This window comes from Carbonicoccus niuqiaonis (assembly GCF_050157065.1).
Taxonomy (GTDB): domain Bacteria; phylum Actinomycetota; class Actinomycetes; order Propionibacteriales; family Propionibacteriaceae; genus Avipropionibacterium.
In genome coordinates this window covers 3,714,433-3,736,606 of sequence record NZ_CP189573.1, presented here as the reverse complement: position 1 = coordinate 3,736,606, position 22,174 = coordinate 3,714,433, and the positions used below count along the sequence as shown (strand labels likewise).

The 22,174-nt window shown below is 71.3% G+C and carries 14 protein-coding genes; all 14 read left to right on the top strand.

Going from position 1 to position 22,174, the window contains the following annotated elements; genetic code table 11:
- Window positions 1–4 precede the first annotated feature (4 nt).
- The 14 genes from ACQBAU_RS17030 (at window position 5) to ACQBAU_RS16965 (ending at window position 22,160) form a co-directional block, all read left to right on the top strand.
- Complete coding sequence (locus tag ACQBAU_RS17030; RefSeq protein WP_465255488.1) at window positions 5–1,435, top strand: serine/threonine-protein kinase; 1,431 nt, start codon at window positions 5–7, stop codon at window positions 1,433–1,435.
- Window positions 1,436–1,875: 440 nt separating this feature from the next.
- Complete coding sequence (locus tag ACQBAU_RS17025; RefSeq protein WP_465255489.1) at window positions 1,876–2,505, top strand: TetR/AcrR family transcriptional regulator; 630 nt, start codon at window positions 1,876–1,878, stop codon at window positions 2,503–2,505.
- The gene (locus ACQBAU_RS17020) at window positions 2,502–3,335 is read left to right on the top strand and encodes an ATP-binding cassette domain-containing protein (RefSeq protein ID WP_465255490.1); all 834 of its coding nucleotides are present in this window, start codon (window positions 2,502–2,504) and stop codon (window positions 3,333–3,335) included. Before ACQBAU_RS17025 ends, ACQBAU_RS17020 begins: the two co-directional genes overlap by 4 nt.
- Window positions 3,336–3,352: 17 nt before the next feature.
- Window positions 3,353–5,458 (top strand): YhgE/Pip family protein, encoded by a 2,106-nt coding sequence (locus tag ACQBAU_RS17015; RefSeq protein ID WP_465255491.1) that lies wholly within the window; start codon window positions 3,353–3,355, stop codon window positions 5,456–5,458.
- A 606-nt stretch (window positions 5,459–6,064) separates the two neighbouring features.
- Window positions 6,065–6,304: a hypothetical protein gene (locus ACQBAU_RS17010; protein ID WP_465255492.1), complete on the top strand. Its 240-nt coding sequence runs from the start codon at window positions 6,065–6,067 to the stop codon at window positions 6,302–6,304.
- A gap of 315 nt (window positions 6,305–6,619) precedes the next feature.
- On the top strand, window positions 6,620–6,724 hold the full coding sequence (locus tag ACQBAU_RS17005) for a hypothetical protein (protein ID WP_465255729.1): 105 nt from the start codon (window positions 6,620–6,622) through the stop codon (window positions 6,722–6,724).
- 188 nt (window positions 6,725–6,912) lie between these two features.
- On the top strand, window positions 6,913–7,509 hold the full coding sequence (locus tag ACQBAU_RS17000) for a hypothetical protein (RefSeq protein ID WP_465255493.1): 597 nt from the start codon (window positions 6,913–6,915) through the stop codon (window positions 7,507–7,509).
- Window positions 7,509–7,850 carry a hypothetical protein gene (locus ACQBAU_RS16995; protein ID WP_465255494.1) on the top strand — a complete coding sequence of 114 codons (342 nt, stop codon included), beginning with the start codon at window positions 7,509–7,511 and terminating at the stop codon, window positions 7,848–7,850. The genes ACQBAU_RS17000 and ACQBAU_RS16995 overlap by 1 nt, the downstream gene beginning before the upstream one ends.
- 2 nt (window positions 7,851–7,852) lie before the next feature.
- Complete coding sequence (locus ACQBAU_RS16990; protein WP_465255495.1) at window positions 7,853–9,520, top strand: Tle-like phospholipase domain-containing protein; 1,668 nt, start codon at window positions 7,853–7,855, stop codon at window positions 9,518–9,520.
- Between the two features lie 256 nt (window positions 9,521–9,776).
- On the top strand, window positions 9,777–15,878 hold the full coding sequence (locus ACQBAU_RS16985; RefSeq protein ID WP_465255496.1) for an Ig-like domain-containing protein: 6,102 nt from the start codon (window positions 9,777–9,779) through the stop codon (window positions 15,876–15,878).
- 16 nt (window positions 15,879–15,894) lie between these two features.
- Entirely contained in the window at window positions 15,895–16,866 is a 972-nt protein-coding gene (locus ACQBAU_RS16980) for an AAA family ATPase (RefSeq protein ID WP_434549559.1), read from the top strand.
- Complete coding sequence (locus tag ACQBAU_RS16975; RefSeq protein ID WP_465255497.1) at window positions 16,863–18,170, top strand: DUF58 domain-containing protein; 1,308 nt, start codon at window positions 16,863–16,865, stop codon at window positions 18,168–18,170. Before ACQBAU_RS16980 ends, ACQBAU_RS16975 begins: the two co-directional genes overlap by 4 nt.
- The gene (locus ACQBAU_RS16970) at window positions 18,167–20,740 is read left to right on the top strand and encodes a transglutaminase TgpA family protein (RefSeq protein WP_465255498.1); all 2,574 of its coding nucleotides are present in this window, start codon (window positions 18,167–18,169) and stop codon (window positions 20,738–20,740) included. The genes ACQBAU_RS16975 and ACQBAU_RS16970 overlap by 4 nt, the downstream gene beginning before the upstream one ends.
- A 106-nt stretch (window positions 20,741–20,846) precedes the next feature.
- A complete protein-coding gene (locus ACQBAU_RS16965) occupies window positions 20,847–22,160 on the top strand; it encodes an RDD family protein (RefSeq protein WP_465255499.1) in 1,314 nt (437 codons plus the stop codon).
- Window positions 22,161–22,174 lie beyond the last annotated feature (14 nt).

The following is a 22,174-nucleotide window of genomic DNA, read 5'->3' as shown; positions in this document are numbered from 1 at the left end:
CCCCATGAAGCGGGCACCCTCCAAGCCGCCGGCCCTGCCCGGGTACCGACCGATCTCCCACCTCGGGTCCGGCGGGTTCGCCGACGTCTTCTTGTACGAGCAGGAGTTGCCGCACCGGCAGGTCGCGGTGAAGGTGTTGATCGAGTCGGTGGTCGACGCCAACACTCGGCAGCGGTTCGTCGCCGAGGCGAACGCGATGGCGCGGCTGTCGGCGCACCCGGCGATCGTCACCATCTACTTCGCCGGGGTGTCGCCGGACGGCCGGCCCTGCCTGGTGATGGAGTACTGCTCCCGGCCCAACATGGGCCAGCGGTTCCGGCGGGAACGGATCGAGGTCGCCGAGGCGCTGCGGGTCGGGATCCGGCTGGCGAGTGCGGTCGAGAGCGCCCACCGGGCCGGCATCCTGCACCGTGACATCAAGCCCGCCAACGTGCTGGTCACCGACTACGGCTGGCCGGCGCTGACCGACTTCGGCATCTCCGCCCAGCTCGACACCAGCAGTGCCGAGGCGGAGGGGATGTCGATCCCGTGGTCGGCGCCGGAACTGTTCGGCCGCGACTCCCGCACCGACGTCCGTACCGACGTGTACTCCCTCGGCGCGACCGTGTACGCCCTGCTGGCCGGCCGGTCGCCGTTCGAGGTCCGCGGGGGCGCCAACAGTGCGGCCAGCCTGATGGCCCGGATCGAGCGGCAGCCGGTCCCGCCGACCGGGCGCGACGACGTACCGCCCCTGCTGCAACAGACCTTGGCGCGGGCGATGCACAAGCGGTCGGAGGCCCGGTACCGCAGTGCGTACGACTTCGCCCGCGCCCTGCAGGTGGTCGAGGGCCATCTCGACCTGCCCGGCACGCAGATCGAGGTGATGGAGGGCGTCCTCGACGAAGGCGAGGGGGATGACCACGAGGCGACCCATCTGCGGCCGGTCGTCACGATCAACGACGAACCGGGGGTGCAACTCGCCGAGGACACCTGGTCGCAGAGTGACGTCGCCCCGGCCGCGTTGGGACCGTTGCCGGACACCGATCCCGTACGGACCTCCCGCGGCGTGGTGCGGGCCCTGGTGGCCGGTCTCGGGCTGTTGCTGTTGATCGCCGTGATCGCAGGCGTGATCATCTTCGGGCCACAGGGTGCCGGTCCGATGACCGAGCCGCCGGTGAGCCCCACAAGGGTGATCCGCCAGTCCGAGGTGGCCGCGCCGGTCGCGGAGGAGTGCACGCTGGCAGACGGGCAGCTGACCTGCAGTTGGCACCAGCCTGATCTGGTCGACGGCACCCGGTGGAAGTGGCACTGGGCCGAGGGGACCCCCGGCAGCACCATCGACGAGCCGCGGCTGACCGTCACGGTGCCCGAAGGGAGGGCGCCGTGCATCGTGGTGGTCGCGGTCCATCCGTCGGGTGGTACGAGCCGATCCCCACTCACCATGTGCGCAGACTGAGCGTTACCAGTCCTGACCGGGTGACTCTCCCGATGCCGCATCACGCCGGCCTGCCGCAGTCCCCCGGGTCATGCCTTGCCGGTTGCCGGCTCTGCTCGTGCCGGCGCGAGTCGGCGACCCGTCGTGGCTGCAGACATGGCTCTGACCTGCTCCATCACGGGTCCGCGGCGACCCGCTCCCACCAGACGGCATGCTCGTCGGCGGAGATCTCGTGCCGGGCGGGCTCGACATCGTGCAGGTTGCCGAACCGGATCAGGTTGTCCAAGGTTTCATCGACACCCGGCCCAGCCAGGCGCACCCGGTACAACGACTGTGCCGGACAGAAAGCGGTGCGCAGGGAACGACCCGGTGCCCGGGGAACGACACGGTGCACGAGAACGCACTTGACCAACTCAGTACCTCGGGTATTCAATACCATTGGTATCGAACAGAGGAGGCCCATGACTGACGCCACCTCAACACGCCCGACCACCCGCCGTCCGCGGCGTGCCCAGGTCCGCGCCGACGTGCTCGACGCGGCCCGAGAAGCCTTCCTCACCCACGGGTACGCCGCGTGCTCGGTGAACGACATCGCCGCCGAAGCGGGCTTCACGAAGGGCGCGGTCTACTCGAACTTCGGCGGCAAGCCCGGGTTGTTCGCGGAGGTCTTCCAGCGCGACTTCGGCCGCGCCACCGCGCAGCTGGTCGCCGACCTGCTGGACGGCACCGGACTGCGCGACCGCGCACAGCTCCCCGACGTCGCAGCCGGCCGGCTGGCCGACCTGGTGATCAGACAGGCCCCGCTGCAGGTCGCCGTCGGCGAGTTTTGTTCCGTCGCACATTCCAGTCCCGAGGTGGCCGAAACCTATGCGGCCATGCGGGCCGACCAACTCGACCTCGTGGCCGACGCCCTGCACCGACAGCGCCTCCTCGGCGACGGTCAGGACCTCGCCGACCATCGAGAGGCCGCGGTGCTCCTGCTCGCCGTCCTCAGTTCCCTGTCGCTGGAGCACCGGGCCGCACCGGAGCTCTATCCGCGTGCAGTACTGATCGCGGCCCTGACCCGATTTCTCGCAGGACTGCTGCCGTGACCCCGCTCGATCCCGACCCGCAGCCGCGTCATGCCGCACCCGAGGTCGTGCCCGACCCCGAGTCCGTCGCACGGCCCGTCCTGATCGAACTGACCGCGCTCACGCTGTCCCACCGCGCCCAGGCGGTGTTCGGCCCAATCACCACGACGGTCCCCCGTGGTGGACTGGTGGTGGCCCATGGCCCGGCCGGCAGCGGGCGATCCAGCTTCCTGCTCGCCCTGGCCGGACGGATGCGTGGGCTGACCGGCACCCTGGCGGCACCGGGCCCGGTCCCGGCCGATGCTCGTGCCCGGCGTCGGGTCGAGCGCGAACGACGCAACGCCGCCGCGGTCGCGCGGGTCGGGACCCTGGTCACCCCGGAGGATCGGCTCACCGTCGGCGAGTCGATCACCGAGCGATGCCTGATCGACGCGGTCACGGTGGCCGACGGTCATACCAGGTTCGCCGAGCTCGTCGCCGGACTCCGCGACGCGGACCTTCCGGGCCCGCCGATGGCGTTGGACCACGACACCCTGGTCGGCGAGCTGTCGGCACGCGACCGAGCGGTGTTCGCCGTCCTGCTGGCCATGCTCCGGCGGGCCGACCTCGTCGTCCTGGACGACGCCGACGACTCCCTCGACACCGACCAGCAGGCCGAGCTGTACGCCGCGCTGCAGCACCTGAGCGCGACCGGCTGCACCGTGGTGGCCAGCACCTGCGATCTGCGTGGCGTGCCGGCCGAGACTCCGGTGATCACTCTGCCATCCCACCCCGAGCCGACCCACCCCGAGCCGACCCACCCCGAGCCGACCCACCCCGAGTCGACCCATCCCGAGCCGACCCACCCCTAGCTCATGCAGGAGTCCTGATGCCGTTCCCCGCCGCCCGGCTCGCCCGCTACGAACTGCGCCGCTTCCGCGGTGTGATGCCTCGCCTTGCGCTGGCCTTCGTCGTCCTGGTGCCCCTGCTGTACGGGGCGATCTATCTGTCGGCCAGCTGGGATCCGTACGGCAAGCTCGACCACCTCCAGGTCGCCGTGGTCAACGAGGACGTCCCCACCACGATCAACGACGAGCGCATCGCCGCCGGCGAGGACCTGGTGGCGAATCTCGCTGCGCACCGCACCTTCGACTGGCAGTTCGTCGACGCGGCCACCGCGGACGCCGGGCTGAAGGAGGGGCGCTACTACATGATCGTCACCATCGAGAAGGACTTCTCCGCCAACCTCGTCAGCGGAGCCGGTGACGACCCGCAGCGGGCCAGGGTGCTGCTCCGTCGTGACGACGCCAACGGCTTCGTGATCGGTTCGATCACGGCCCGAGCCGAGGACTCCATCGAACGTCAGGTCGACGCGGCCGCCCAGGAGAGCTACTTCGAGGCCGTCTTCACCAACCTCCGGACCATCCGCGACAACCTGCTGAAGGCCAGTGACGGAGCCGGCCAACTCGAGTCCGGACTGACCGAGGCCCACCAGGGATCCCAAGCCCTCGTCACCGGCCTCGGCACCGCGGAGAAGGGCGCCCAGACCCTGGCGACGGGAGCGGGCACCGCTCACGAGGCGAGCCAGCAGCTGTCCGGTGGCCTGCACCAGCTCACCACCGCCTCCGGGGAGCTCGCCACCGGCGCCGGCCAGGTCGCCGAAGGCACCCAGCAGCTCAACAACACCGTGCTGCCACCGCTGACCGAGCTCGAGAAGCACCTCCCCGCCCTGGAGTCCGACGCCAAGAAGATCTCCAGTGGCGCTGCGGCGATCAGCGAATCCGTTGCCGGTCGGAGCAGCTCGATCGCCACGGACGTCGAGCAGGCACAAGCCCGGATGGCCGCACTGGAGAAGGCCAACCCCGAGCTGGCCGACGACCCGCAGTGGCAGGAGCTGAAGCAGCGACTGGCCTCGGCCAACACCCGTACCGGCGAGGTCGCCGAGCGGACCGGCACGATCGCCGAGCACACTGCGGCACTCAACTCCCGGATCCAGCAGACCAACGGACTGAGCGGCACAGTGGCGACGGCACGCCAGGACCTGGAGGCGCTCAACTCCGGCGCCCACCGGGTCGCCGCCGGCGCCGGCCAACTCCACACCGGCATCGAGCGGGCCGACTCAGGCGCGACCGAACTCACCTCCGGGCTGGCTGAGCTCGAGACCGGAGCAGGCGAACTGCACGGCGGCCTCACCGAGCTCCGCCAGGGCGCCACCAAGCTCGATCAGGGCCTCGCCACACTCCAGGAGGGAGCCTCGACCCTGCACACCAGCCTGGCCGACGGGGCCCGACGCATCCCGGTGTTCACCGCCGCCGAGGAGGCCGAGGCGATCCAGGTGCTCGCCTCCCCCGCCGATGTCGAGTCGACCGTCGATCACGCTGCCGAGTTCTACGGTCGTGGCCTGGCGCCGATGTTCTTCTCGATCGCCCTGTGGGTGTTCGGCATCTCGGTGTTCTTGGTGGTCCGCCCGATCACGGGTCGCACGCTCGCCGGCCGGGCCTCGCCCCTGCGGCTGGCGTTCACCGCGTGGCTGCCGATCGCAACCCTCGCGGTCACCGGCGGGTTGATCATGGTCGCCACGGTCTGGCTCGCCCTCGGGCTGGACCCGGTGCGAGCACCGGCATTCCTCGGCATCACCGTGCTCGGGGCGCTGTGCTTCTCCGCGATCGCCCACCTCCTGCGCACCACCCTCGGCACGCCCGGCTCGTCGATCCTGTTGGTCTGGCTGATCCTGCAGCTCGCCTCGGCCGGCGGGACCTATCCGTCGCCGGTGCTTCCACCGTTCTTCTCCGCGATCGGTCCGGCGATGCCGATGACCTACCTGATCGACGCATTCCGCGTCACGATCTCGGGTGGGCAGACCGCGCACCTGGTGCGTGACGTCGTCCTGCTCGCCACGGTGACCGTGCTGACACTGGCGCTGACGACGCTGGCGGTCAGTCTGCGGCGACGGTTTGCGATGAAGGACCTGCATCCGCCGCTGGTGGCCCCGTAGCCGTGGCATCGGCCGGGCCTGCTCCAGCCGCCGTGCGATCCGGGCCCGGGTCAGTCGGTGCTGGGCGTACCACACCACGATCGCCGCCAGCACGCCCCACTGCACGGTCGGGCTGACCGTGGTCCGGACGAGGGAGGCGGTCGCCTCGAGTTCCTCCGAGATATCGGTCACCTGTCCCGGCACGTAGGCCAGCGCCAGGGATAGGTTGCGCACGATCATGATCATGTCCAGCCGCGACCCGGCCAGGACGCCGAGCGGGACGAAGGCGATGAAGTCGTACCACGACAGGGTGTACATCGCCGACACCTGGTGAAGGGGACGGTCGGTGGGCGACGGCATGATGGGTGTGTGACCGAGTGGCAGGACCTGGTGGTGTGGTGGCGGCGTGGCGTGGATCGGTCACCGAGTGTGAGTGTGGACTGGCTGCGGACCGGTGATGAGACCGGCACGGTCGAAGTTGGTCGCGAGTACGTCCTCGATCGGTCCCGAGTGTCCGAGCTGTTCGCCGCCGCCCAGTGGTGCCGGCTCACGAGGTTCTGTCGCTGTTGACAGGGGTGCAGCGCCTCCAGGTCCGTGGTTGTCTGGTGCGTCGTCTCGACCTCGCCGATGTCTACGCCCTCGATGTGCTGGCGGGGTGTCGCGGTCAACCAGGCCGACACGTTCCTGGTCGCGTTCGAGGCCGAGCTGTCCGGTCCGATGGTGGAGAAGATGGCGCTGTGGGCGGAGAAGCAGCTCGATCTGTATGCGGCGCTACCGGAGGACCGTCCTGTCGGGGCGGAGGTGGACCAAGTTGCCGCGTGGCTGGCAGGTCCTCGCCCAGCGGATCGAGGAGTGACAACGATGTAGACGGAGTTCAACGTGGCTGAGGACGTTGTGGTGGTGGGACCTTGCACCTGGAAAGACCCGGGCGAGCCTGGCCCGGTCCGTCGGCATTGGCACCTGGACGTCGCCGGACACCGCATCGACGGACAGTTCCCGACCAGGCGCGGGGCCGAGGACCGTACACGCCAGATCGAGATGTCCAACCCTACTGGTGGTCATCGTGTCGAGTAGGAACGGACGCAAGGGTCGTCGCCGAAAGAGCCGCCCCCGCGGTGAGGCGGTGAGCATAGTGCGCGGTCTCGGCCTCGACCGGTGTGAGGTCGTCGCAGTTCCGAAGCCATCAACGGGCTGATCGAGCTCCACCGCCGCATCGCCCGCGGCTTCCGCAACCGCACCAACTACCGCCTCCGCATGCTCCTCATCGGCGACGGACTCGACCCATGATCAACAACCCGCCCCCACCCCAGGTCGGAAGAGCCGGTAACGACCACTGGTCCTCGCTGATCGCGATCGCATCTGGCAAGGAAGCCATCACCACAGAAGACGCCCGTCCATGGGGCAGTAGCGGACGCCAGAAGTCCGTTCCTACGGTGAGCGGCCAGCTGGCCCGTTCGTCGACTAGCGTCCGGAGCATGTCCACGGACGCGCTGGCACGCGCGAGACAACGAGGCGACGAGTTCCGCGCTGCGGCGGAGCGGGCCCGACATCGGCGGGCGGCACGAGCCGGTCACGCCCGAGACCGGTGGACCGCGATCACGGTGGATCCGCTGGGTCAGCTGGTCACCGTCGAGTTCGACGCCGACATCGATGAGCTCGGGCCCGATCGCTGGGCCCGGTCGCTGCTGACCACCCACCAGGAGGCGTGCCGGGCGATCCCGCCGGCACCCCGCGGCAACTTCGGGGCCGCGGAGGCGCCACCACCGCCACCACCCGGTCCGGCGACGCCGGGGCGCCCGTTGGCGCCGGAGCAGGCCGAGACCCGCGCGGCGACCGAGGCGATGGTGGCCCGGGCGGAGGGGTTCGGCCGCCGCCAGGGCGACCTGGTGATCACCGGCACGGCCCGCGAGGTGCAGCTCACCTTCGACGGTCGGCTGAGACTGATCGACGCGCGCACAACGGTCGCCGCACTCGGTCGGGGCCCGCAGTCGCTCGCCGACGCCGTACGGGCTGCGTGGGCCGATGCCCGTGATCAACTGGCGGCCGCCCGCCGGTCGGCAGGGGTGTCGTGATGGGCGACTTCACCGTGGTGCCCGCCGAGCTGTCGACCGTGTCGGGCGAACTCGTCAGCGCTGGCGACGGGTTGGCCGCGACCACCGTCACCGCACCCGACATGGCGATGTTCGGCCCGTGGGCCGGGTCGGCCGGCGCCGACGCCGAACCGGCGACCACCGACGACGTGAACACGCTGCTCGCCGCCCTGGGCGGTGCGGTCACCGCACTGGGGGAGCGGACCGCCGCCACCGGACAGCGCTACGTTGCCCTCGAGGCCGACAACGGCGCCCTCGCCGACGGCATCGTGGCCAACCTGACCGGCGGACTCCGCACCGGCCGACCGAACGGGGTGAGTTGATCATGGCCGCCACATCGGCCGGGCCGCGGCGCAGCTGGATCAGCGACGCCACCATCGTGCTCGACTCCGGACCCACGCCGCCAGCGGTCGACGAGATCCCGCTCGACGTGATCGACACGACCCTCGACATCGCGACCATGATCACCGACGAACTCCCCGACATCTTCTTCGGTTGGATCTCCGACGCGCTCGGGTCATTCACCGAACTGCTGAAGGACTTCACCGGTGACTCGTCGGCGATCGTGGCCCACGCCGACGCCACCCGCACGATCGGTGACCAGGTGCTGGCGTACCGCACCCCGGTCGCCGGGGCGTCGGCTCGTACCGGACGGTGGCAGGGCGCCACGGCCGACGCCTTCGCCGCCACCACCAAGGTGGCGGGCGAGTGCGTCCGGGCCACCGCGGAGTCGATCCACGCCCTCGCCACCCGACAGCTCGTGCTGGGCGGCCAGGTGGCGACCGTGAAACAGGACCTGATCAACGCCGTCACCCGGCTCGCCGGACAGTTGGTGGAGTGGGCCCTCGACGCGATCTCCAACGCCGGGTTGGCGCTGGTGGACGGGACCGTTCAGGTGATCAGCGGGACGGTCAGCGGTGCGTACGACGGGTTCCGGGACGGCTGGTCCGAAGGTGGGCTGTTCGGCGCGATCCGGGGTGCCGGCGACGGCGCCATCGACGGCGCGGCCGATGCTCTCCGCGAGGCGTTCGACGGGTTCATCTCCTGGGCCGGGGACCACGTCGCCGACGTACTCGGCGAGGCGGCGACGTTCGTCGAGGAAGCCCTGACCGCGATGAGTGCCGAACTGGGGCAGGTGAAGGGTGTCGGGCAGCGGGCCGAGCGGGCCGCGGCACTGCTCACCACCGGCGCCGATCCCGGCTACAACGCCGATGCTCCCGCCTCCGGTACGGCCGGGGAACAGGTCCAGGGCCAGACCGCGCAGGAGCGCGACCGCGACCTGATCGACATCAACCAGGCCATCGGCGACCCGGATGCCGACCTGCCCGAGGGGTGGTCGCGGGCCAGCGATGCACAACTCGCCGAGATGGGACTCACCCGCGACATGTTGACCGGCGAGAACGGCTTCATCGCCGAGGTGTTCTTCGATCCCGACGGCAACCCGGTGGTGGCGTTCGCCGGCACCACCGCGGGCGAGTCCCCCGACAGTGGGACCGGCACGGTCGAGGTGGTGTACGACGACGTCACCGAGGACGTCACCGGCGCGGTGACGGTGTCGCCACAGACCCAGCAGGTGCTCACGATCACCGAGGCGATCTCCGCCAGCCCGTACGCCGACGACACCACGTTCACCGGTCATTCGTTGGGTGGTCGCCATGCTGCGGTGGCGAGCCTGGACACCGGCAACGCCGCGGTCACCTTCAACGCCGCCGGAGTCTCGCCGGGCACCGTCGAGTACCTCGCCGCCTCCAACAACACGACCGGCGAACAGTTGCTGCAGCAGGCCGGTGACGGACAGGTCCGCCGCTACCACACCGGCAACGACCCGCTGACCGCCGTGCAGGAGGAGCTGCCCGACGGTGAGGCCATCCCCGCCGCGCCCGGATCGCCGATCCAGCTCGGCCCGGACTCGGAGGTCCCGGTGGACGGCCACGGCCAGGGTGAGGTCGAGACCGCGTTCGACGAGCAGTACCCGGAGCCGATCGTCCCCTGAAAGGCCCGTACGCACAGGTTGCCGGTAGCGACACAGGTTTCCGGCGTCGGAAAGCTGTGCGTCGGCGGGGAACCTGTGCGTGGGCGGGGAACCGGTGCGTCTCGACACGCTCGACGGGCGTGACGGCGACTGAATGGTCCGTCACCGGCGCGTCATCGTCGGTTCACCCACGTGTTGCCAGTACGGGCGACCGGTTGGTGTTGCCACCCTTGGTGTGCAGAATGGGCGGGGTCCGGCCGTACGGAGGAGTTGAAGCTTGTCCCGCCGCAGCCCCGTGTCGACGGCGTCATCGCCGAGTCAGCGCAGTGCGCCTGCGCCAGCTCGCCGACGCCGGTGGTCGGGGTGGCCCACGATCGCGGTCGGTGTCGTCGCCGCGGTCCTGGTCACCCTGGCTGTCGTCGACCCCGGACTGCCCACGGTCGACCCGCGACTCCACGACGGTTCGGTGTACGTCACCAACGCGAGCCTGGAGCGGGTCGGCAAGTTCAACCGGCAGATCGACGAGCTGTCGGGCTCGGCGGCGCTGAGCGGCAAGGGCGGCGACGTCCTGCAGGACGGCAACGACGTCGCCACCATCGACCACGACACCGGGCAGCTCAGCGTGCTCGACCCCGGATCACTCGGCCTCGGCGCGGCCGCCCTGGTGCCCAACGGCGCCTCCGTCGGCCTGCAGGCCGGCCGGGTGGCGATCTCCGACCCGACCACCGGCGCGATGTGGGTCCGACCCCTCGCCGAGGCGGCCGGGATCGAGTTCACCCGCACCACCCCCGACATCGACCTCGGCCTCGGCGGCTTCTCCGCCCTGGGCGTCGACGGCACCGCGTACGGGGTGTCGGTGGAGCGTGGCGAACTGGTCACCGTGACCCCCGAGGGCACCGCGGTGACGAAGCTCGAGACCGCCCCGTCGGCCAACTCCGAGCTCACCGTCGTCGGCACCACCCCGGTGTTGCTCGACCGCGACCGCGGCGAGATCCGACTGCTCGATCGCGACGTCACGATCACCGTCCCGCAGGCGAAGCTGGCCGAGCTGCAGGCCCCCTCGGAGCGGGTCCCCGAGGTCGCCGGCAGCTCGATCGAAGCAGTGCTGGCGACCCCCGAGGGCCTCTTCGGCATCGCGGAGTCCGGGCTGGTCGAGCTGGGCCGGGCGCCCGGCACCCCGGCGACCCCGGTCGTCGTGGCGGGATGTGCGTACGGAGCCTTCTCGGGCGGGGCGACCACCGAGGTCGTCACCCGGTGCGACCGGACCGCCGCCGCCACCGCCGAGGCGACCGGCTGGACCGCCCCCAACGAGGTCGTCTTCCGCGTCAACCGCGACGAGGTGGTGCTGAACGACGTGGTCGGCGGCGACGTGTGGCTGGTCACCGAGGACATGCGGCTGATCGAGGGCTGGGACAAGGTCACCCCGCCGGCACCCGACGAGAACGGTGAGGTCACCAACGAGGAGATCACCCGCGAGATCAACCCCAACCGGTCACTGGAGAACCGGCCGCCGATCGCGGAGGGGGACCGGCTCACCGTCCGCGCCGGCCGCGCCACCCTACTGACGGTCACCGACAACGACTCCGACCCCGACGGTGACGTGCTCACCTTCACCGGGGTGCCGGAGCTGCCCGAGTCACGCGGCACCTTGGGCCTAGTCCGCGGCGGCACCGGACTGCAGGTGACGGTCCCCGAGGACGCGACCGGGTCGTTCACCATCTCGTACGAAATCTCCGACGGCCGTGGCGGTACGGCCACCGCCACCGCCACCGTCGCCGTCGTCTCCGCCGACCAGCAGGTCACCAACAACGCGCCGGTGCAGGTACCGCAACCGCGCTCGCTCGCGGTCTCCTCCGGCGGCGACGCCGAGGCCCGGGTGCTGCTCGACTGGCGTGACCCGGAGGGCGACGACCTGACGCTGGTCGGCGCGACGGTGGAGGGTGACGACGAGGTGTCGGTCACCCCGGAGGGCATGTTGACCTTCCGCGACGCCGGCACCGAGCTGGGCCGCAAGGAGGTCACCGTCGTGGTGTCCGACGGGGTCGCCGAGACCAAGGCCGTGCTGTCGGTGCAGGCGGTCCAGCAGGCCGTACCACCGCTGGCCTTCGGCGACCACGTGACCGCACGCACCGGTGAGGAGATCACGGTCAAGCCGCTGCTCAACGACATCGGCGACAACCTCATCCTGTCCAAGATCGACGAGGCACCCGAAGGGGCCCGCGCCCAACTCGCCGACGCCGAGTCGTTCACCTTCAGCGCCCAGAAGGCCGGCACCTACTACTTCACCTACGTGGTCAGCAACGGGCCTCGCTCGTACGGGGTGGTGCGGATCGACGTCACCGACAGCCCGGACGAGAACAAGCCGCCCGTCGCCGCCCGCGACCAGGCCCCACTGCCCGCCGGCGGCTCGGTGCTGATCGACCCGCTCGCCAACGACGAGGACCCCGACGAGGACGTGCTGGTGGTGCAGCAGGTCACCACCGACCCCCGGGTCCGGGTGCGGATCCTGCGGCGCCACCAGGTCGAGATCACCGCCCTGCGTACGCTCGGCGAACCGCTCGTCCTCGGCTACACCGTCTCCGACGGCCAGCACGCCGCCCAGGGCTCGATCGTGGTGCTGCCGCGCAAGCCCGACACCCAGCAGCCGCGGGCGATCGGTGACAGCCTGGTCGTCCGGGCCGGGGACACCGGAGAGGTCCGGGTGCTCGCGAACGACCTGTCACCCTCGGGGCTGGAGCTGACGCTGGACGAGAAGCTCTCGGAGCTGCCGGCCGCCGGGCAGGCCTGGGTCACCGACGAGTTGGTACGGTTCCGGGCCCCGACGGTGCCCGGCGAGTACCGGGCGGTCTACCAGGTGCGTGACAGCCAGGGCCGTACGGCGTCGGCGCAGGTCCGCTTCCAGGTGGTCGACGACGCCGTACCCAACACCGCCCCGAAGGCACCCGAGGTCGTCGAACGGGTGCTCGCCGACAGCACCTCCCGGATCGTGATCCCATTGCGCGGGCTCGACCCGGAGGGCGACTCGGTGCGGCTGCTCGGCGTCGACGTACCCCCGACCTTGGGCCGGATCGTGTCCATCGGCGACGGCGAGTTCGGCTACGAGGCGTACGCCGACTCCGCCGGCACCGACGAGTTCACCTACCGGATCGTCGACGCCCGCGGGGCGGTGGCGATCGGCACCATCCGGCTCGGCGTGGTGCCCCGGGCCGCCGGCAACACGCCACCGGTCGCGGTCGAGGACGTCGTCACCGCGCGCCCCAACCAGGTGCTGCGGATCCCCGTGCTGGCCAACGACTCCGACCCCGACGGCGACTCGATCGGCTTCGCCTCCGAACCGGTCGGCGGCCTGCCCGGTGCCAAGGTCGTCGACGACCGGGTGATCGAGGTCAAGGTGCCGGCGGTCCCGGGCACCATGGTCGGGACGTACACGATCATCGACTCCCGCGGTGCGGAGGCGTCCGGCACGATCCGGATCACCGGCGACCCGACCGCGCCCTTGCAGGCACCGACCCTGGTCGACGACGTGGTCCCGGCCTGGGACGTCCTCGACTCCGACGTGATCACCGTCCCGGTGCTCGACAACGACGACGACCCGGACGGCAACATCAAGCACGCGATGGTGTCGATCCCGCCCGACGGGGTGCCGGAGGAGGAACGCCCGACCGTCGAGGACAACCAGGTCAAGGTCAAGGTCACCGAACGGATGCAGGTGATCCGCTACCAGGTCACCGACACCGACGGCCTGATCGCCTTCGCCACCGTCACCGTGCCCGGCCTGGGCGACGCCGTACCGGCGCTGCGGCCCGACATCCCGGTGCAGGAGGTGGTCGCCGGGGAGGAGAAGGAGTTCCAGATCGCCGACTTCGTGCAGGGTCGGGGTGGTCGGGCGGTCCGGCTGACTGACGACGAGCGGATCTGGGCCACCCACGGTACGGCGACCGCCACCGGTACCGGGTCGGTCAGCTTCGTCGCCCCCGTCGAGTACTCCGGCCCGGCGTCGATGACCTTCGAGGTGACCGACGGAGCCAACGCCACCGACCCCGACGGCCGGACCGCGGTGCTGACCGTGCCGATCAAGGTGCTGCCTGCGCCTCAGACGCCCGAAGGTCGGGAGATGGAACCGGAGAACCAACCCCCCACCGCCGTCCCGGTGACCCTGACCGTGGCCGCCGGTGAGGAGGGTCGCTCGCTCGACCTGCGGCCGGCCGTCCGTGACCCCGACGGTGATCCGCTGACCTTCCGTGAGCCGACCTTCGCAGCCCCCGCCGGGCTCACCGTCCGGCTGGAGGGGTCGCGGCTGAGTGCGGAGGCGACGCCCCAGGTGCCGGCCGGAACGCGGGTGGAGGGCACCGTCACCGCCGGCGACGGGGAACACACCGTGCCGGTGCAGGTGACGGTCGAGGTGACCGCCACCACGCGGCCCGCACCCCAGGCGATCGACGACGTGGTGCCGGACGCGGTGCAGGGCCGCACCACCACCGTCGCCGTGCTCGGCAACGACGTGAACCCGTTCCCCGACGACCCGTTGACGCTGCGCAACGCGGTCGTGGAGACCGGCGTCGGCGAGGCGGCCGTCGACGGGGACAGGGTGGTCGTGACCCCGGGTGCCGACTTCGTCGGGACCCTCGTGGTGCGCTACACGATCCGCGACGTCACCGACGTACCCGAGCGGGAGTCCGAGGGCCGGATCCGGCTCACCGTGCAGGGCCGACCCGACCAGCCGGGAACGCCGCGCCGGGTGCAGGTGAGCAACCGGCAGGCGGTGATCAACTGGACCGCCCCCGAGGCGAACGGGTCTCCCATCACCGGCTACACCGTGACCGCGACCGGTGGCGGCGCCACCACCACGCAGGCGTGCACCACCACGACGTGCACGATCACCGACCTCACCAACGACGTCGGCTACACCTTCACCGTGGTGGCCACCAACGCCCACGGCGACTCCGAACCGTCGTCGCCGTCGGCGGTGATCACCCCCGACGTCCGACCCGAGGCGCCCACCTCGGCGTCGGCGAAGTTCGGCGACAAGCAGCTCCAGCTGAGCTGGGCCGAGGCACGGACCGAGGGATCGGCGGTGCAGGAGTACGAGATCGAGCTCAGCGGGCCCAACGGCCTCGAACGGCGCACCGTCGGGGCGGTGACCTCCTACACCTGGAGTGGGCTGACGAACGGGTCGGCGTACACCTTCCGGGTTCGGGCCCGGAACAAGGCGCCGGAGCCGAGCGACTTCTCGCCCCGTTCGCAGCCCGAGACCCCGGCCGGCAAGCCGTCGGCACCCTCGCTCATCTCGGCCGAGGACAGTGCCGCACGGACCGGGCGACAGCTCAAGCTGACCTGGGACCCGCCGGCCAACACCAACGGTGCGCCGATCACCAAGTACCTGATCACCGCGAACTCCAGCACCACCGAGTACGTCCCCAAGCCGGGCCAGACCTCGCGGATCACCCACACCATGCAGGTGCCGAGCAACACCACGTACACCGTCCGGATCAAGGCACAGAACAAGGCCGGGGTGTCGGCGGCCAGCAGGGCGATCAAGGTCGTGGTGTACTCCGCACCGCCGGCACCCCGCTCCGTGACGCTGGCGGCCGAGCCCAACGAGCGGTTGCAGATGGGCTACCGGCCCGGTGCCGATGACGGCCAGTCGACGCCGACGTACCAGTACTCGTTGAACAAGGGCGCGGCCCGGGCCTACCCGTCGGGCGGGGTGGTGAAGGGTACGGCAGGCCAGACCTACACGGTGCGGATCCGGGCCTGCCGCAGCGACGGCGCCGGCAACAAGTGCAGCGCGTGGACGGCCTCCCCGGCCCAGGGGGTGGTGGCCTACAAGCCGCCGGCCCGGCCGTCGATGGGCCAACCCACGGGCAGCGGGATCCGGCGCACGTTCAGCTGGTCGTCGCCGTCCACCTCCAACGGTCGCAAGGTCACGCTGCTGCAGATCCGGGTCAACGGGGGCAGTTGGCAGAGCAAGCCGCTCAACGACACCATCACCCTCGGCGACGGGCCGAGCCAGACGCACAAGGTCGAGGTGCGGGTCCGCAACAGTGAGGGTGACTACTCCGCGGTGAACAGCCGGTCGGCGAAGACGAGTGCGGCCTCGGCCTACACCGACGACGGGCCGCTGCTGAACCCGCAGCCGGACACCTGTCCGTTGAAGCGGTGCTACGAGGCGTACGCCGACGTCAAGAACTTCCCGCCCAACACCACCGTCACCTGCACCACCCACTTCGGCAACCGCAGTGCGTCGGGCAGGACCGACAACAATGGCAACACACGCTTCTACGTGGTGGGCCTGGGTCAGAACATCACGTACCGGATGGACTGTGTCGGCGGTGGCGTCTCGGTGACCTCGCCCGAACGCACCGACTGGCCCACGTAGCAGGGGGAACTTGATCATGACGATGACAACGGAGCAGGCCGAGTGGTTCGCCAACGCGTTCGGGGCGGTGGTGAACAACGTGGAGCAGGTGATCCTGGGCAAGGAGCACCCGATCCGGTTGGCCGTCACCTGCCTGCTGGCTGAGGGCCACCTGTTGCTCGAGGACGTCCCGGGGACCGGCAAGACGACGTTGGCGCGTGGCCTGGCGCAGACCGTGCAGGGCACCCACTCGCGGATCCAGTTCACCCCCGACCTGCTGCCCAGTGACGTCACCGGCGTCACGATCTACGACCAGAAGTCGGGCGAGTTCGAGTTCCACAAGGGGCCGATCTTCGCCTCCATCGTGCTGGCCGACGAGATCAACCGGGCCTCGCCGAAGACACAGTCGGCGCTGCTCGAGGTGATGGAGGAGTCACGGGTCACCGTCGACGGCAAGCCGTACCCGGTGGGCAACCCGTTCATGGTGATCGCCACCCAGAACCCGATCGAACAGGCCGGCACGTACCGGCTGCCGGAGGCCCAGCTCGACCGGTTCCTGATGAAGACGTCGCTCGGCTACCCCGACCGGGACAACACGATCCGGGTGCTCGAGACCGGCGGGTCGCGCCCGCAGTCGGGTGCGCTGACCCCGGTGATCACCACCCAGGCGGTGGCCGACATGGCCCGACTGGCCGCCGGCGCCCACGTCGACCGTTCCGTACTCGACTACATCACCCGGATCGCCGAGGAGACCCGGCAGACCGCCGACCTGCGGCTCGGCGTCAGCATGCGCGGCTGCCTGGCCCTGGTCCGGGCCGGCAAGGTGTGGGCGGCCTCGCAGGGCCGCGAGTACGTCACCCCCGACGACGTGAAGCGGCTCGCGCCGGCGTGCCTGACCCACCGGCTGATCCTCGACCCGGAGTCGGAGTTCGACGGGGTCACCGGCGCCGACGTGATGGACCGGGTGCTGGCGACGGTGAGCCCGCCCGCCAGGAGTGGCGCCGCATGACGGTGACCGCGGCCCCCACCACCACCGGGACCGGTGGTCGCAGCGTCACGTCCACCGGCGTGCCGACGACCTCCACCACCGGCTCGGGCGACCGCCCTCGGACGGCGACGGCGCCGGGTCGGCTGACCACGGCGGTCCGGACGGTCCGCCGCGTCGGAGGACTGATCGGGATGCAGGCGGCCGGGTGGGGGCTGCTCGCGGTGGCCGTCGTGTCCGGGGTGGCCGGTCTGGTGCTGGGTTGGTGGGAGCTGCGGTTGATCGCGATCGCCGCGGCGGTCGTGCTGTTGTGCGCGGTCGGGTTCACCGTCGGTCGGCAGACCTACCAGGTGACGCTGCGGCTGCAGCGGGCGCACGTGGTGGTCGGGGAGCGGGCACTCGGCGACCTGACGGTGGTCAACACCTCCGCCCGCCGACTCTTCCCCGCCCGGATCGAGCTGCCGGTGGGTCGCCGGACGGCCAGCTTCGGGTTGCCGTCGCTGGCCGGGAACGCCTCCCACGACGAGGTGTTCGCGGTGCCGACGTCGCGCCGTACGGTGATCACGATCGGTCCGGCACGCAGTGTCCGGGGTGACCCGTTCGGCCTGCTCGGCCGGGAGATCCGCTGGACCGGCGCGATCGAGCTGTACGTCCATCCTCGGACCGTGCCGATCCCCGGCCGGGTGGGTGGGTTCATCAGGGACCTGGAGGGCCACACCACCTCCGAGCTCACCAACTCCGACGTGTCGTTCCACGCCCTGCGGGAGTACGTGGCCGGTGACGACCGCCGCTACGTCCACTGGCGGTCGTCGGCGCGGACCGGCACGCTGATGGTCCGGCAGTTCGAGGAGACCCGCCGCTCGCACGTGGTGATCGGGCTCGACCTCGAGATCGCCTCCTACCTCGACCCCGACGAGTTCGAGTTGGCGGTGTCGGTCGCGGGATCGCTGTCGGTCCAGGCCTTGCGGGACGAGAACGAGGTCGGCGTCTTCACCTCGGCCGGTCGGTTGCGCGCCGTCGGCCCGCGGCGGGTGCTCGACGAGATGTGCAGCATCCGGGCCGGCGGGCCCGGCGGGATCGCGCCGTTGGCCCGCACCCTCCACCAGACCGAGCCGAACGCCTCGGTGGTGTCGCTGGTCACCGGCTCCCAGCCCGACCTGACCACGCTGCGCCAGGCCGGCGCGACCTTCGGCTCCGACGTCCGGGTGCTGGTGGTGCAGGTGAGCACCGGCGCCGAACTGGCGGTCCGGACGATCGGCGCGGTCAGCGTCGCCACCATCGGCCGGCTCGAGGACCTGCCCCGGGCAGTGCGGCGGGCCGCCCGATGACCCGACGGGACCCGAAGCGGACCTCGACCCGCACCCGGTCGCAGGGGAAGCGGGCGCAGGGGGAGCGGGCGCGGCGGTCCGGCGCGGGCCGTACCGAGTCGTCGTGGCCGGTCCGGGTCGTCGAACGGTCCCGGTCGGTGCTGGGCCACACCTGGCACAGCTGGTTCGGCGGCACCTCGCAGCTGCGCGGTCCGGCGACGGTGTACGCCGAGGCCGGGGTCGACCGGTGGCGGTGGCTGGTCGTCGACTGTGTCGCGGTGCTGGCGCTGCTCGCCCTGGCGACACTCGCGTTCTGGCCGCTGTACGCGACCGGTTGGCTGTGGGTGGCGTCGATGGGTGGCGCGGTGCTGGGCGTCGGGATCGGCGCGGTCGGGGTGGTCCGGCGTTGGCAGACCTGGGTGATCGCGGTGGCGCTGGCGGTCGCGTACCTGGTGTTCGGCAGTGCGCTGGCGATGCCGCAGCTGGCCACGTACCACGTGGTGCCGACCGCACGAACCCTGTCGGGGTTGGTGTTCGGGTCGGTGCAGGCGTGGAAGGCGTCGCTGACGATGGACGCCCCGCTCGGGCTGACCGACAACCTGCTGGTGGTGCCGCTGATCACGATGCTGCTGGCCGGGGTGATCGGGATCAGCGTGGCGACCCGGTCGGGCCGACCCAGCTGGGGGTGGGTCGCACCGGCGGTCGCGATGGCCACCGGGATCGCGTTCGGACTGCAGACCGCGTGGTGGCCGGTCGTGATCGGGCTCGGCTTCTTCGCGGTCGCACTGGTGTGGAACGCGTACCGCCGCGACTACCAGCGGCAGACCCTGCTGTCGCGTCGCCGTCGTTACAGCGCGCGGGTGGTGCTGGGCGCGACCGGGGTGCTGCTGGTGACCGCTCTGCTGACGACGCTGGTGTCGCCGCTGGTGTCGCCGGCCGGGCCACGGCACGTGCTGCGTGACGTGGTGACGCCACCGCTGGACGTACGGGCGTGGCCGTCGCCGCTGCAGTCGTACCGCGCGAACCTCACCGAGCACCGGACCGATGTGCTGTTCACCGTCGAGGGGCTGCCGGCCGGGACCCCGATCCGGATCGCGACCCTCGACGCGTACGACGGCAACACGATGAACGTGGCCACCTCGCTGAGCGGCGGGTCCGGTGGCGGCGAGTTCCGGCGGATCGGCAGCCGGGTGCCCGACACCACGCCCGGGGTGCCGGTGTCGTACAGCATCGAGATCGAGGACTACCGCGGTCGGTGGCTGCCCACGGTGGGCAAGACGCTGACCTGGACCTTCACCGGGCCGGAGCGGATCGAGCAGTCGGAGAACCTCTTCTACAACCGGGCCACCGGCACCGGGGTGGCCCGCACCGGGCTGACCGGCGAGGAGGCGTACACGGTGGAGGCGGTGATCCCCGCGCAGCCCGAACGCGGTGTGGTCGCCGAGGCCGACGTCGAGCAGGTCGACCTGCCGCCGGCGACCCCGGTCGCCCAGGAACTGGTCACCAAGGCGCAGGAGTGGACCAACGGTGCCCGCACCGACGGGGAGGCCGCGATCCGGCTGGAGACCGAGCTGCGCAAGGGCTACTACTCGCGCGGCCTGGCCAACGACGTGCCGTCGCTGCCGGGCCACGGGTCGTACCGGATGACGCAGTTGATGACCGACCACGAGGGGCAGCTGGTCGGCGACGAGGAGCAGTACGCGGTCGCGATGGCGCTGATGGCCCGTGAGCTCGGCATGCCGGCGCGGGTGGTGTACGGCTACCAGCCGCCGAGCAGTGGTCGGGTCACCGGTGACGACGTGAGCGCGTGGGTGGAGATCGCGTTCGAGGGGCTCGGCTGGGTCATCTTCAACCCGACACCCGACAAGTCGCGGGCGCTGCCGCCCGACGACACCCGGTCGCAGTCTCGGCCCCGGCCGCAGGTGGAGAACCCGCCACCGCCGCCGACCCGCCCCGAGCGGCTGCCACCCGACCGCACGCCGCCGCAGGACAGTCAGGAGGAGCAGGAGCCGGAGCCGCCGATCGACCTGGCGGCCGTACTCAGCATCATGGCCCTGGTCGGGATCCCGTTGCTGGTGCTGCTGGCCCCGATGGCGGTCGTGCTCATCTGGAAGGCCCGACGCCGCGCCCTGCGCCGGACCCGCGGTTCGCCCACCGAGCGGATCGAAGGTGGTTGGGACGAGGTCATCGACCGGATCCGGGATCTGGGGGGCCAACCGAGTGGGCGGGCCACGCGGAGTGAGAACGTGGCCACCTTGGTCGGTGCCGGTGCCGGTTCCGGTGCCGGAACTGCAACGGGCCCGGGGGCGAGCTCCGCAGGTGGGCCCGAGTCTCGGTCTGTGCCCGTGGACGGTGCTGGATCTGGCGGCCTGCCGGGGAGCGGGAGCCTGCGACTCGAGCCCGCGGAGCTCGCCGAACTGGCCCGCCGCGCCGATCGCGCCACCTTCGGCGCCACCCCGCCCGGCGAACCCGAGGTGGACGTCTACTGGCGACACGTCATCGCCGCGTCCGGGGCACTCGGCGCCTCGGTCAGCTGGTGGCGCCGCGTCCGAGGCGCGTTGTCGTTCCGCTCCCTGCGCCGTCTGACCTGACCCGGGCCGCGGCCCGACGTGCACGTCAGGTCGCGGATCTGGGAAGATGTGACGCCGAGGTGTGCCAGTCTCGACCCGCACCCACCCGACCGAAGGGAGCACCCCCATGAGCAGCAATGCCGGCTTCCCGCCGGGGATATCGGCCGGGGCGCCGGGTCGCCGCATCCTCGCCTACGTCATCGACAGCGTCATCCCGGCTCTGCTGCTGGGCGGTGTCGGTGCCGCGTACGTGATGGTCCCGAGCAACGACGTACGGCTGGTGCTCGCCATCGCCGCCGGTGTGCTGAGCATCGGCTGGTGGGTCGTGCTGTGCTGGACCCAGGGCACCCGCGGTGCCAGCCCGGGGATGCGGCTGATGCAACTCGAGGTCGTCGGCGTCGAGCACGGCCGGCCGATCGGCTGGGCCCGCGCGATCATCCGGTTGCTGATCCTGCTGGGGCTCGGCATGACCAGCATCGGCCTCATCATCATGGTGATCCTGCTCATGCTGCACCCGCGACGGCAGGGTTGGCACGACCTGGCCGCCCGCGCCGTCGTCATCAACGCCCGGCAGGCGAGCCCCGCCACGTCGGAGTTCGCCGGAGCGGGGGCGCGCCGAGCGGTGGGCCCCGAGACGAATCTGCCGCCCGGCCCCGGTGGCGTCGGCCAGTCCGGCGGGTACGGCGGATCTGCGCCGTACGGGGGAGGCCCCGACGACAACCGTCAGGGCGACCAGGGCTTCCAGGGCTTCCAGGGCTCCGGACAGCAGCCGGGCGGCTTCCCGGGCCAGCAGTCGGGTGGCTTCCCCGGGCAGCAGCAGGGCGGCTTCCCCACCAGCGCACCGTCTGCCGGTGGCCCCGATCGGCCGACCCGCGACCCGTTCGCCCGACCGGGTGGTCCGGCACAGCCCGGCGGCCCGATGGGCCATGGCGCCCCACCGGGGGGCGGTGCGGGTGCGCCTGGTGGTCCGGGCACCTCCGGTGGTGCGGGGTCCGCCACCGGCCCGATGCCGACCTTCGGGGTGGCCGCCTCCCAGGCGTCGCCCGAGGAGGTCGAGTCGACCAGGCTCGTGCAGCGGGTCGGCAACCAACGCAAGCCTGACCAGGGGTGGTACATCGTGCTCGGTGACGGGCGTCAGGTCGACGTCGAGTCACTGGTGCTGATCGGTCGCAACCCGCAGCCCCGCGCCGGCGAGGAGGGGGCCGAACTGGTCAAGGTGTCCGACACCTCCCGTACCGTCTCCAAGACCCACATCGCCGTCGGCGTCGACACCCGCGGTGCGTACGTGATGGACCGCGGCTCGACCAACGGGTCGGCCATCGCCACCACGACCGGCAAGTTCGAGCCGTGCGCACCGGGCGACGTGGTGCGGGTCCGCGAGGGCCAGGTGGTCTCGTACGGCGAACAGCGCTTCGAGGTCCGCCGCGGCTTCGGGAACTGATCCCGTACGACTCA